Origin of the sequence: Flavihumibacter sp., assembly GCF_036676075.1 — a bacterium.
Taxonomy (GTDB): Bacteria; Bacteroidota; Bacteroidia; order Chitinophagales; family Chitinophagaceae; genus Flavihumibacter.
Genome location: NZ_JAKFDQ010000006.1, coordinates 120,699 through 134,005 on the forward strand (window position 1 = coordinate 120,699; position 13,307 = coordinate 134,005).

Genomic DNA, 13,307 nt, shown 5'->3' on the forward strand with positions numbered 1-13,307 from the left:
TGCAAAATCACAGAATAAAGTCAATCAGCGAATATCACCGCATGAGAGGACTTCCTAAACCTCAGCATCCCTTAATTAGTTTGGTAGATTTCAGGGATATTACCTATACGTTTGATGATAATCCAATAAATTGGATACTAGATTTTTATTCTATTTCACTTAAAAAAAACTTTGATGGAAAGGTAAAATACGGACAACAAGAATATGATTTTGATGAAGGTATTATGTACTTTATATCGCCCAATCAGGTCTTTAGTGTAGAAATCGATAAAAGTAAAATTTCCAGCTTGTCAGGATGGTTGCTACTTATCCATCCTGATTTTTTGTGGAATACCTCACTTGCCAAAACCATAAAGGGATATGAATATTTCAATTATACAGTAAACGAGGCTTTGTTTCTTTCAGATAAGGAAGAAATAATTTTAAATACAATAGCAGAAAATATTCAAAACGAATACAATTCCAATATTGATAAGTTCAGTCAAAAAATCATTATTTCTCAAGTCGAAACTTTACTAAACTATGCAGATCGTTTTTATCAACGGCAGTTCATCACACGGAAAAAAGCAAATCATCAAATTCTTAATCACTTAGAGGAATTGCTTATAGATTATTTTAACAATAAAAATCTGGTAAACGTAGGCTTGCCAACAGTAAAATTCATTGCCGAAACTTTAAATTTATCTCCAAATTATTTAAATGGAGTGCTCAAATCTTTGACAGGCCAAAGCACACAGCAACACATACACGACAAACTGATTGAGAAAGCCAAAGAAAAATTATCCACAACCCATTTGACTGTTAGTGAAATTGCTTTTGAATTGGGCTTTGAGTATTCTCAATCGTTTAGTAAGCTGTTTAAAGCAAAAACCAAACAATCACCTTTGGCATTTAGAAAATCATTCAATTATGCAGTTTAGGCAGTCGTTTAACTGACAAAGTTTTTTTGGACCTAAATAATCGAATGAATATGGCTTATCAACTATTAACGCTAAATGCTAAGTTTCAGTAAAACTATGCCATATGTCAAAGCAGATTATAACCATTTTGGGGTATTGATAAGGTTTAAATGTTGTCTTACTTTTATTGAAACGGACTATTATGTTTCTCGCAATCGTAACAGCATATGTATTCATGCTCACGCTTCTTAAACTGGTTTATTTATTGTTTAAACCAAAGTTTTTGAATCCATCCAGGTTTGGTCCACCCTCAAAACTCATGATGAGTGTATACTATATAACAATCCTCTTTTTCCTGCTGCTTTTTATTTTATCCAGGTTGGACATTATTACCATCCAGATCACAACAAACAAGTGGCAGATCGGAGACCTGTTTCAGTTTGAAAAGCAACCAGTATTGATAGTAATGGGCGTTGCATTAATTGCCACAGTTATTCATACTGTGGTTGAATATTATACTAAAAGTAGTAAGGTGTAATCTCAAATCTTCACCTGAACCGTTATGGCGCTGAATACTATATTCTCTCCCCGACTTACTGCCTTCAAATACTGGCCTGTTTTAAAATAGGTTAACTCTGCCACCACATTCAGCTTTTCCATTGGAATATATTCAACTGTTAGTCCCAGCTGGTTGCCGATATGTTTACCAGGTGCAGCCGGAAATAGAAGGCTTGCATCCGCGCCATACAATCCATCTGCAATACTGTACCTCCAGAATATATCATAGTCGGCGGTAAAATATAGTTTGGGTAGAAGCTCTATTTCTATGGAAGGATGCAGATCTATCAGATTGACCGGACCGATCAATGCAGCCAACCCAAAATATGCACCGCGGGGAAACAGCGGATTAAATGTATCTGTTTTATTATCTGCCGGAGATTTGTCGCCACTGATCAGTTCAGTTTTAAGTCCAACTTTAGGGTGTAGATTAATTGTATTGAAATGATAACTACAATTTGCAGAAGCGGTATAAGCCCTAATCTTTTCTTCTTCATTTTTGCCGCCTTGGTACACGAGTTCAATATCATATTGGAATGCCCGGTTGTTTTCCCAAAATCTTAGTCCCACAGAATGCCTGAGCTCGGGTGTTGTAAGACTATGACCTGCTGCTTTTTCATTTTCAAAACCGATATAGTATATATCGAGGTTTTGAAAAAGAGGTACATGGTTCTGCACAACATAAACACTCCAGATGCGTCTGGACTTGTTGAACCTGTCATCAAATACACCTGCTCGGTTCCGGACCGGATAAGCCAGGAAAAGGTCTATTTGGGTTGGACTCTTTTTATAAGATGCCTTTACTGCATCAAAGCTGAGGCGATTATTTGGTCCCTCCCTCACTGAGATCAAACGCTGCGAGCCGTATAATAGTTCCTGTCTGCCAACACGAAGAGTCAATGCAGCTGTGTTGCTTTTCAGTAAGTTCAGATCAAGGAATAATTGTGAAACATCCAACCTGTTTTCATCTACTGATCGGATGATTTCTTTACCCGCTACTGTAGTACTCACCAGTTGCCCAAATCCCCGGATAGTTTTTCCAATTTGTAAATCACCATGCAGGCGCAGCCGGTGGTATGGGGCTGTATATTCTTTCTGTGGAGCTTCGCCCCAATCTTCATTTTTGAAGTACTGAAACTGGAATCTATACTCACCTCCAAAAGAGATCCTTGATTCTTTGGATGTATAAACTGTGTCATATTGATAGCCACCATAAAAATTAACCGGGCTCCAGGCTGGCAGGGCCGGTGAGATGGCGGGCGCAAGGGTACCATACTCCTTTGCTCCGTAAACAACTTTCCCATCTACTATCGTTAACAGGGAAGAGAGATTTGTGATGGCTTCATCCGGTATACTGAAATAATCCTCGTTAAGTATCACCAGGTCTGCATAATAGCCGCGCTTAATTTTGCCCTTGGAATTATTTTCTTTGATGAGCGAATAGCCTCCTGCTGTCATTAACCTTAATGCTGTATATCTGTCAAGCGTATTCTCCTTTGCCATCGTTTGTACCCCGCCGATAGTTTTTCCGGTTGTTATCCAATTCAGTGCAACCCATGGATTATAGCTGGCCACCCTGGTGCCATCTGTTCCCAGACCTACCGGTATTCCCATTGCCAGCATCTGTTTTACGGGTGGAGCATCCAATGCTGCTTTCGTTCCATATCGCTTGATAAAACTTTCTCCCTGGTAAGCCATCCGATGCTGGATGGCAATGCCTCCGCCCAATGCCTTTATACGTTTCATATTTTCAGCACTGATGGTTTCTGCATGATCGATCATCCAGACCAGGTCACCCAGCGGCATTTCTTTATTGATCTCTTCCAGCACATTCAGATCTCTCGTGATACTTTCATTATAGGTTGCGTGTATGCGAAATGGCCACCTCTTCTTTACCAGTAACTGCAGCACGGCTTTAAGGTTTGCTTCCATGGTTGGAGGCAACTCGGGACGTGGATAGAGGAAGTTCTCAAAGTCGGCCGCTTCGGCAACTAAATTCTCCCCGGCTCCCTGAACATGATAATCCACCTCATTGATTCCGTTGTTCTGATGATGGTGGATATCCACCATAGTTATCCAATTAGAATAGTCCGCCAGTTCTTTTCCTCTTTGTTGCGCAAACAGGAAATAGGGGATCCGTACCGTTAGTTTTCCTGCTCTATGTAATGAATCAGAGATGCTATAGTCGTCAGGGTAATTTTGAAAACCACCACCCGCATCCATAACCGCAGTTACCCCGAGGCGGTTTAACTCCCTCATGTATTGCAGGGTGGAATTGATTTTTTCTTCCTGGCTTAATTCAGGCAGCCTCGCCAATGTTGAATACAATATGAATGCATTGGGTTCTGCAAGCAGTAAGCCCGTTGGGTTTCCATATTTATCTTTTTCAACCAATCCCCCTGCGGGACTTACCGTTTCCGGATTTATATTCAGTTGATCCATCCCGGCCTTATTTAACCAGGCCTTTCCATACAGGTACAAAATAAAAGCGGGCACATTTCCGGTTGCTTCATTGATCTCTTCTACCGTTGGTAGTCGCTTCTCCACGAACTGGTATTCATTCCATCCGCCAACTACCCTCACCCATTGTCCGGCAGGTGTTCTTTCTGCCTGTTCTTTCAGCATTTCCAGTGCCCGCTTTAAACTAGCCACACCATCCCATCTCAATTCTGCATTATAAAACCGTCCACCACGTATAACATGCAAATGACTGTCGAATAATCCCGGTATAACTCTTCTTCCTTTCGCATCAATTACCCGGGTTGCTTTTTGTTTCAACTTTAATACAGCACTATTGCTACCCGTTAGTATAAACTTACTACCCGCAATAGCTACCGCTTCCGTTTCCGGGTTGCTATCGTCCATGGTGCTGACCTTCCCGTTTATGATGATCAGGTCTGCTTTTTGTTGTGCACTAAGCTTTTTGTTTAAACTTAAAGTGGCTATTAGCAGGATAAGGAATAAAGGATTCATAAAACTTATTTTGGCCCATAATGGTCAGGAAAACAGGAGGGAGCATATTGTTTACTACCTGAATTTTACTTCTAATAGTTCTATATCAACTACCAATGGATCACTCATGTATTTACCATTGCTATCACGCGGGTATACATGCCTGCGGGTTGGTACCATGATCCCCTGGAATTCTTTATAATCAAAAGCATAATGCGCTGCTGTACTGCCGCCCATGATATCAACATCATAATCAAGTCTCTTCAGGAAGCCATGTTTGTCGAAATAAAACACCTGCTCCTTTGAATGGTAGGCCATCTGTTCGGGGTATGTTACATGCAGTCTTCTCCAGGTTTCTCCCGCTTCATGCCAGGGCTCTATTTCTTTGCAAATAAAACCCGGATAGGTAAAGAGAAAGGGCGTTGTCAGGTATGACCACATAGCATAGGATCCAAAATAGATCAGTTGCAATACGCTCCAGGGCGTTTCTAAACTGTGGCCTGCAAATCTGTCCCGCGGATTTATCAACTCCTCTACCAGCTTCCCATTATTTTCTATGGAAACACGATCATGACTAAAGTTGGTATAGGTTCCGGATTCATTATTAAAATTCAGGTAACCACCGGATTGTTTTCTCAGATCTATTTCGAATTCACTATTGCTGATAATATAGGGATGCCCTTTTAGTGCCCACAGTGCACCTCCCACTTTCATTTTCACATATACTTTATTGTAGCTTGAGAATTGAGTAAGTCCCCCATGTATCTCCAGGACTTGTTCTAACAGGTTTGTCATTTGTTTTTATTTTTTAAGTGCTTAGTAAATCTTCATTACAAAACTAAACAGACACTATCCATCGCTGTTTTCCGCAGCGTTCAATCTAGTTGATTGTATCATTCAATTTTTGGATGAAATGAACAACTCATTTGGATCGTGCGGAATAAGGCAATCGTCTAAGTGATTCTAGTTTTGTGATTCAATTATGCATCATGAAAAAAGAAAGGATACTGGTTACCGGTGGAAGCGGATATGTAGGGTCAAGCACCATATTAAAATTGCTGCAGGATGGATATTCTGTAAAAACAACAGTGCGGTCGGCCTTGCGGGCAACCCAGCTTAGTGATACCCTTGTTAAGGCAGGAATATCTTCTTTAAATAACCTGGAATTTATTGAGGCCGATTTGAATGATGATAAAAACTGGGATGCTGCGGTAGCTGGATGTGATTATGTTTTACATGTGGCATCGCCATTGCCGCATGCTGAGCCAAAGAATGATGATGATGTAATAATTCCAGCGCGTGATGGTGCATTAAGAGTGCTGAAAGCTGCCCGCGATGCAAACGTCAAAAGAGTTGTACTAACATCATCTTTTGCGGCTGTGGGATATACCATAAATGAACCGGGACATGTTTTTGATGAGGCAGACTGGACGGATTCTTCTATGCCCAATCCGGCATATATCCGTTCCAAAGTAATTGCTGAAGAAGCGGCATGGGACTTTATAGAAAATGAAGGTGGAAAACTGGAACTAAGTGTCATTATTCCAACGGGAATATTCGGACCAGTATTCAATAATGATTATTCCCTTTCCATACAGTTGATTAAAGATATTCTCAATGGAGGATCGATGGAGAACTTCGATTTTTTTTTCGGGGTAATTGATGTTCGTGATGTTGTATTGATGCACCTGAATGCCATGACCAATCCGGATGCAAATGGACATCGCTTCATTGCAACTTCTGATGATATTGTTTCCTGTTATGATATAGCGGAGCTGATTAAAAAGGAAAGAAAAGATCGTTCTCAGGCTATAGGCTCCATTAAATCCATAGATCAAAACAGGCGAATTAAAATTTCCAATGAAAAGGCTAAAAGCTATTTCAATTGGAAACCCATCTCCTGGAAGGATACTATCCTGGCTACTGTTGATTCATTACCATCACTATAAAAAAGGTTTGTATGAATAACGAAATCAAAAAGCAATCACGCGGGCAATTCATCCGGACAACGGGATTGATTGCCATTGGAACACTCCTTTCTCCTAAGGAGCTGTTTTCACAGACCAGTCCGGTTATTACATTTAGAAATGAAGCTGCAAAAGCTAAAATTACAAAACAGGCTATTCGGGGAAACATTCATCTGTTGGAGGGATCCGGAGGTAATATTGGTGTTTTCTCCGGCAGGGACGGAATGCTTATTGTTGACAGCGGTATAGGCGTGAGCGAGCAGAAAATACATTCCGCACTGGCATCAATTGGCGATAAGCAATTGAAGTATGTGGTGAACACGCATTGGCATTTTGATCATGCTGAAGGAAACGAGTGGATGCATAAAAAAGGGGCTACCATTATTGCACATGAGAATACACGAAACAATCTTGCATCAACAATCAGGGTAAAAGACTGGAACTATACTTTTGATCCGGCCCCGGGCGCAGCACTTCCCACCATTGTGTTCAAAGACGAGCATAAGCTATCGTTCAATGGCTCCGAAATACGAATGAAGTATTATAATCCCTGCCATACCAATAGTGATATCTCCGTTTATTTTTCAGAGGCAGATATTCTTCAGGTGGGTGACACCTGGTGGAACGCACATTATCCTTTTATTGATCATGATACTGGTGGATCGATCGATGGCATGATAGAAGCCTCCAACCAGAATCTTTCCCTTGCTACTAATAAAACAAAGATCATTCCCGGGCATGGCGCGGTTGGTGATCGTAACCAGCTCCTTCAATTCCGTGATATGCTGGTTTCGGTTAGGGATAAAGTTTCAAGACTAAAAAAAGAAGGCCGTTCAATGCAGGAAGTAGTTGATGCCAAACCAACTTCAGCATTTGATGCTACCTATGGAACATTTGCTGTGGATGGTTCATTCTTTACAAGACTTGTCTATCACGACGTATAGTATTTATCGAATCTAATTTCAATTTTATGCAACTGCTATCGCAACCTAAAAGCCTAAGTGTTTTTAAGGAGGAAGAATTCATTGACCAGAGATTCCAGGTGCCGGAGATACACCAGAAGGTTTATCTGTTGAATGGGGAATGTGTTGAATGGGAGGGTGCCGTCACGAATATCTATTCCCCCGTTTATATTCCAACAGAAGAAGGGCTTAAACCCAAGCTGTTGGGAAGCATCCCTGAAACTACTGCTAAAGAGGCAATGGAAGCACTGGATGCTGCACTGGTGGCATATGACAATGGACTTGGAGAATGGCCATCCATGGGCGTTGAAGGTCGGATTGAATGCATGCAGAAGTTCGTGTATTTAATGTTGAGGGAGCGAAACCTTATGATCAAGTTGCTGATGTGGGAAATAGGAAAATCCCTTGCCGATGCTACCAAAGAATTTGATCGCACCGTTGATTATATAAACAACACTATTGGAGCGTTGAAAGAACTCGATCGGGAATCTTCACGCTTTCAGCAGGTAGAGGGGATCATTGCCCAGGTGAGACGAACACCGCTGGGAGTGGTATTAAGTATGGGTCCATTCAATTACCCGCTTAATGAAATATTCACCACGTTGATCCCCGCGCTTATCATGGGCAATACTGTTTTATTCAAACTGCCAAAGCATGGTGTACTGGTTCATTATCCATTATTGAACGCTTTTAAGGAAGCTTTTCCCAAAGGCGTTGTGAATACGCTTTATGGAAAGGGTGCTGATATCATAACACCTGTTATGGAGAGCGGGAAGGTGAATGTACTGGCTTTTATAGGTACCAGTAAAGTTGCCAATCTGCTTAAGAAACTACATCCTAAAGTAAACAGGTTAAGGGCAGTGTTAAGCCTTGATGCGAAGAACGCCGCAATTGTTACAAAGAATGCAGATCTGGATGTTGCGGTAGCTGAATGCCTGCTTGGTGCGCTCTCGTTTAATGGTCAGCGTTGCACTGCGCTAAAACTGATTTTTGTTCAGGAAGAAGTAGCTGAGGAGTTTGTATCAAAACTGGCCCTTGCAGTTTCTGCATTGAAAATTGGATTGCCATGGGAAAATGATGTGGCCATTACGCCATTGCCAGAGCCGGCCAAGCCAGCATATCTGAAAGAATGTATTGATGATGCTATCGCAAAGGGGGCTAGTATCATCAATGAGCATGGTGGATTCACGGAAGCGTCGTTGGTGGTTCCAGCCGTGTTGTATCCGGTTAATCAATCCATGAGGTTATACCATGAGGAACAATTCGGCCCCCTGATCCCGGTTGTTCCTTTTAAAACTATTGATGAACCCATAACCTACCAGGTAAATGCATCTCATGGCATGCAGGTTAGCATATTTACTGAAGATGCAGGGGAGACTGCCACGCTGATCGATTCATTTGTAAATCTTGTGAGCAGAGTCAATATTAATTGCCAGGCGCAGCGTGGTCCGGATGTTCTTCCTTTTACCGGCAGGAAAGATAGCGCTGAAGGAACTCTTTCCATTCCGGATGCCTTACGTGCATTTTCTATTCGATCGATCGTGGCTGCAAAGAGTACAGAGAAGAATAAAGATATCCTTAATAGTATAGTCCACGACCGCCAATCCTGTTTTCTAAGTACAGATTACATTTTCTAAACACTTAAATAATAATAAAAATGAAAAAGACAATCAGAAAAATTTTGGTAACAATCCTTTCGTTAACAGGCACTGCGGTGCTGGCGCAGCAACCCTCGGCCGACTTATTAACGCCAACCAACCATGCATTGGTGGTAATAGATATGCAAAGCCAGATGATCTTCCCGGTAAAGAGTATTGGAGTACAGGAGTTCCGCCACAATGCAGCCATTGTATCAGGAGCATCTAAAATATTTAAAGTTCCTACCGTTGTTACTACAGTTGCCTCCAAAACATTCAGCGGCCCGGTATTCCCGGAAGTAACACAATTTTATCCGCCTGATACTTATATTGAAAGAACCACTATGAATGCATGGGAGGATGTCAACGCATACAAAGCCATTACCGGCAAGAATAAAAAGAAAATTGTATTGGCGGGTTTGTGGACCAGTGTATGTATCGTAGATCCTGCATTATCAGCCAGGGCTTTGGGATATGAAGTGTATGCAATTACCGATGCCTGCGGCGATGTAAGTATGGAGGCGCATCAGATGGCTATAAACAGGATGTTGCAGGCGGGCGTTAAACCAATGACCTCCATTCAGTACCTGCTTGAATTACAGCGTGATTGGGCAAGGGGGGATACGTATAAAGCAGTAACGGAGCTGCTCGAGAAATATGGCGGAGCGTATGGTATAGGAATTCAGTATGCGAAGGATATGTTGGTGCATTGAGATCCTGAATAGAATCTGGAAATGGCTAAAAGCGGGCGTTGTACAGATGCTCGCTTTTACTTTGCTAACTCAGTCTCCAGCTGGGTTATATATGCACTCTGTGCTTGTATAATCGTGTCAATTTCTTCCAGCGTATAACGCGGTGTTATATGTTGCGGACAATTCCAGTCAAAGGCATCTACCTCTAATACCACCATACGTTCCGGTTTGAAGTCATAATCGTTCAGGTCAAGGGATTTATATAATTCCATATCATCGCTTAATTCAACTATGCTGGCCCTGGCATATATCTTCAACCTTGTCCTTGACGCATAATCAACCATGATCAGGGAAACATGAGGATGCGTCACAATATTTCCCATTGTGATGTACTGCGCATTTCCCACAAAATCTATAAATCCGAGATGCCAGGCATCCAGTACTTTTAGAAACCCCCTTGGACCGCCACGGTGCTGGATATAAGGATAACCATTCTCGCCGATAGAAGCGATATAAAAGTTATCCCTTTCTTTAATGAATTCCATTTCATTCTCTCTCATAACATCAGCATATAGTCTTTTCTCCATGCGGGCATAGACGGCCCTGCTACCTGCCTGTTCCTGCATTTTCTTTACCGAATAGGTGAATGCCAGGGAGGGATAATTCTGTGTCATGGTTACTATTTTAATTGATTATTTGGATACCTGAATCTCCCATATTATACATGCATTTATTTGAGTGTTTTATTCATTTTACTTGATTATTTGTACCAGATCGTAGCTGCCAATTACCGAAAGAATAAATTTTCGTATTTTAAAAGATGAATAAGAAACTACTGCTGCCATTGGTATTGATGATACCACTCGCCTTTGCCTGCGGCGATGCCAACCGCTCTTCAAAAGATGTAGCTTCCGATACCACCGCCTTTGAGCCGCCAACCTTTAAGCTCATCCCAACCGATACATTTCACTTCAATAATTTCGTGGATTGTAATATGGCGGAAGCCTGGATCGGCGATACCTTTCGCATCTTTCCTGGCAAGTATGGCGAAGACCCTGTTTGGGGGCCATCCAATGAGCTGAAATTTTCCAGTGGCAAGAATGCCGATGAAGCATTCAGCAATCCCGCCTCTGCGTATATTGCCCCGGCCATGCCTGCCAATGTTCCCCCCGGTCAAAAAGGATTGCATGGCGCCGTTTGGTTTGAGACCATTTACCAGCTTCCTTCTGACGCCAGCGGCAAAACACTCTATGCGATCTACCATAACGAGAACTATCCTGAAACACTTCCTTATGATTCCACTACAGGTGAGGGTTATATCGATAAAAAATGGCCTCTCGGATTAACGGAAAGGATCACTCCCGCCGCTGTTTGCCGTATCGGCATCATGAAGTCTGTTGACGGTGGCTGGAGCTGGGAGAACAAGGGCCTTTTCCTGGAAGATAAGCAGCCGCGCATGATCCTGAAACCACACAATACCTCCAAGACCTTCGCGGGTGGAGTGGGTGATCCCTCTGCTGTGGCGGTGGGCGATTATCTCTATTTGTTCTACGGCGAATACGGGTACCCGGGAGTATATGATTCCGCTAACTATAAACCAGAAGTGGAATGGGGCGGACAGTGCATCAGCGTTGCCCGCATAGCGCTGACTGACCTTGATAATCCCCAGGGCAAGGCAGGCCGCTGGGATGGTAATGGATTTAATGCTCCATGGGATGGCAGTGGCAAGCCTGTGGCCTCGCTCCAGATCGCTTTGGCTGACGGGGGCGGACCAGCTTCATCGCCTACCGGCGGATTTCATTGGGGGCCTTCCGTGAGCTGGAATGAATACCTGGAGTGCTGGGTCATGACCATGGGAAGGGTAGAAGGGCAATCGTGGATCGGCGATGAATTGTATATTTCGTTTAACCCGCACCGTAACCTTGGCGAGGGTACTAACTCCCAGGCATGGACGAAGCCACAAAAACTGCTTGACAAGCCCGGCCATGTATTATGGTATCCCTCCCTGCAACCAATGAATACAGAAGAGGATATTAAAAACAAACGCACCAGCCTACGCCTTGGCAAGCAGGCGAGATTGTTCTTCAAATATTCTGATCTCGGCAAATACAATTCAACCTATATGGTGGAATTTGAAAAGGGAAGTGCAAAAAAATAGGGATGCCGGAGCATCCCTGATTTTATGTATGCTAAAACGAGAGTTAATCTCAGCATTATTAAAACGCTTTATTTGCAGCGCCCGCCGAAGCTTTAGCGCAGGTGGGCCTCTGTTATAGTGCCGTATTTCTGCACGATCTTTTTGATGTCAGCAGATTTTCCAACCAGTACAAACTGTAATTTGTCCTTAGGGAAATAGGTTCCTATGATCTCTTTGGCGCGGGACAGGTTTAGTCCATCAACCTTTGCCTGGAAATTATTGATAAAGGATTCATCAAAGCCATACCAGTACATCTGTGTTAGCAGTGATGCTAACTGGCCACTGGTTTCATAGCGTGGCGGAAACTGTCCCTTCACATAATTCTTCGCCGAGGTCAGCGACTTTTCATCAACACCCTGCTCATGAAGCTTCTTAAGCACTTCAAGCGATTTGTCGATAGCCGCTTCTGTATTCTGTGTGGCAGTGAAAGTGGTGATGGCAAAAGAACCACCATTCTTCAACGGGGAGAAGCTACTACGGGCACCATAGGTAAGTCCGGTGTTAACCCTCAATTCATCATTGAGCATGGATGTGAATCTTCCGCCGAAAAGTGTATTGATCACTTCGATGGCAACGAAGTCGGGGTTGTTGCGACTCACACCCGGTGCACCAATATAAAAGGTAGTTTCTTTCGCATCATCCTTATTGATCAGTAGTACACGATTGGCGTTTGGCTTTTCGATGGGCTTTGCCGATAGATCGGAAGTTTTCTTAGACCCTTTCTTCCATCCCGAAAAGATCTTAGTAACCTGTGCCTTCATGTCGGCGGTTTTGAAATCACCGGCAATGGCTATGGCCGATCCATTGGGAATATAATTTTCTGCATAAAACTGCTTAAGGTCGTTGGCAGTTAATGCCGAAACCGATTCTGTTGTTCCGGTCACCATATTGCCATATACATGATTGCCAAAAAGGAATTGATCAAACTCTCCACCAATGATATTCCTGGGACTCTCCTTCGCCTGCTCCAGCCTGTCGATGGTACGGCGCTTTTCTTTGGCGAATTCTGTAGTGTCAAATGTTGGTGCCGTCAATAGTTCATTGATAATGCCCAATACTTTTTGCTGATCACGGGCGGCAAAAGATGCCGATAAACCTGCATATTCCTTGGTAGCAAAACTTCCCACACCGGCACCAATAAAATCAAGTTCCTCATCCAGTTTTGCCTTGGAATAATTCTTCGTGCCATGCTTTAATGCTGTAGCCGTGAGCGAGGCTAGTCCTGCTTTTTGTCCATCATAGATAGCGCCTGCCGGCATTATTACGGAAACCGATATGGTAGGCACTTCGGGCTGTTCCATGAGGTAAATAGTGAGCCCGTTTTTTAATACAAATTTCTGGTAAGGTGGTAGTTTGTATTCCTGTGCTATAGAAGTTCCGGCTACGAAGATCCCCAGCAGAACCAACAGCAGTGATAATATTTTCTTGTAATTCATTTCTTGA

Annotated in this window: 11 protein-coding genes; 7 read left to right on the forward strand and 4 right to left on the reverse strand. The window is 42.8% G+C overall.

All coding sequences use genetic code 11. The features are described 5' to 3' along the window. Positions 1-41: 41 nt before the first annotated feature. Both V6M43_RS00580 and V6M43_RS00585 read left to right on the forward strand, forming a co-directional pair. Positions 42-920 carry a helix-turn-helix domain-containing protein gene (locus tag V6M43_RS00580; protein ID WP_332732106.1) on the forward strand — a complete coding sequence of 293 codons (879 nt, stop codon included), beginning with the start codon at positions 42-44 and terminating at the stop codon, positions 918-920. Positions 921-1,101: 181 nt separating this feature from the next. After that, a complete protein-coding gene (locus tag V6M43_RS00585) occupies positions 1,102-1,437 on the forward strand; it encodes a hypothetical protein (RefSeq protein ID WP_332732107.1) in 336 nt (111 codons plus the stop codon). A 2-nt stretch (positions 1,438-1,439) separates the two neighbouring features. On the opposite strand, the gene V6M43_RS00590 is transcribed toward V6M43_RS00585, so the two are convergent. After that, positions 1,440-4,430, reverse strand: a complete 2,991-nt coding sequence (locus tag V6M43_RS00590; RefSeq protein WP_332732108.1) for an amidohydrolase family protein — start codon at positions 4,428-4,430, stop codon at positions 1,440-1,442. A gap of 54 nt (positions 4,431-4,484) precedes the next feature. Then, positions 4,485-5,204: a hypothetical protein gene (locus tag V6M43_RS00595; RefSeq protein ID WP_332732109.1), complete on the reverse strand. Its 720-nt coding sequence runs from the start codon at positions 5,202-5,204 to the stop codon at positions 4,485-4,487. 194 nt (positions 5,205-5,398) lie between these two features. Here V6M43_RS00595 and V6M43_RS00600 point away from each other — a divergent pair, with 194 nt between their 5' ends. Genes V6M43_RS00600 through V6M43_RS00615 form a run of 4 tightly spaced genes read left to right on the forward strand, consistent with a single transcriptional unit; the run spans position 5,399 to position 9,688 of the window. Continuing rightward, positions 5,399-6,358: an SDR family oxidoreductase gene (locus V6M43_RS00600; protein WP_332732110.1), complete on the forward strand. Its 960-nt coding sequence runs from the start codon at positions 5,399-5,401 to the stop codon at positions 6,356-6,358. An 11-nt stretch (positions 6,359-6,369) separates the two neighbouring features. Further along, positions 6,370-7,320: an MBL fold metallo-hydrolase gene (locus tag V6M43_RS00605; RefSeq protein WP_332732111.1), complete on the forward strand. Its 951-nt coding sequence runs from the start codon at positions 6,370-6,372 to the stop codon at positions 7,318-7,320. Positions 7,321-7,346: 26 nt separating this feature from the next. After that, a complete protein-coding gene (locus V6M43_RS00610; RefSeq protein ID WP_332732112.1) occupies positions 7,347-8,975 on the forward strand; it encodes an NADP-dependent glyceraldehyde-3-phosphate dehydrogenase in 1,629 nt (542 codons plus the stop codon). A 20-nt stretch (positions 8,976-8,995) separates the two neighbouring features. Then, positions 8,996-9,688 carry a hydrolase gene (locus V6M43_RS00615; RefSeq protein WP_332732113.1) on the forward strand — a complete coding sequence of 231 codons (693 nt, stop codon included), beginning with the start codon at positions 8,996-8,998 and terminating at the stop codon, positions 9,686-9,688. A gap of 56 nt (positions 9,689-9,744) precedes the next feature. On the opposite strand, the gene V6M43_RS00620 is transcribed toward V6M43_RS00615, so the two are convergent. Further along, positions 9,745-10,341 carry a pyridoxamine 5'-phosphate oxidase family protein gene (locus tag V6M43_RS00620; RefSeq protein ID WP_332732114.1) on the reverse strand — a complete coding sequence of 199 codons (597 nt, stop codon included), beginning with the start codon at positions 10,339-10,341 and terminating at the stop codon, positions 9,745-9,747. 146 nt (positions 10,342-10,487) lie between these two features. Between V6M43_RS00620 and V6M43_RS00625 the strand changes: the two genes are divergently transcribed. Then, positions 10,488-11,825, forward strand: coding sequence for a hypothetical protein (locus V6M43_RS00625; protein WP_332732115.1), 1,338 nt, complete (start codon positions 10,488-10,490; stop codon positions 11,823-11,825). 92 nt (positions 11,826-11,917) lie between these two features. On the opposite strand, the gene V6M43_RS00630 is transcribed toward V6M43_RS00625, so the two are convergent. Further along, positions 11,918-13,300 carry a M16 family metallopeptidase gene (locus tag V6M43_RS00630; protein ID WP_332732116.1) on the reverse strand — a complete coding sequence of 461 codons (1,383 nt, stop codon included), beginning with the start codon at positions 13,298-13,300 and terminating at the stop codon, positions 11,918-11,920. Positions 13,301-13,307: the final 7 nt, after the last annotated feature.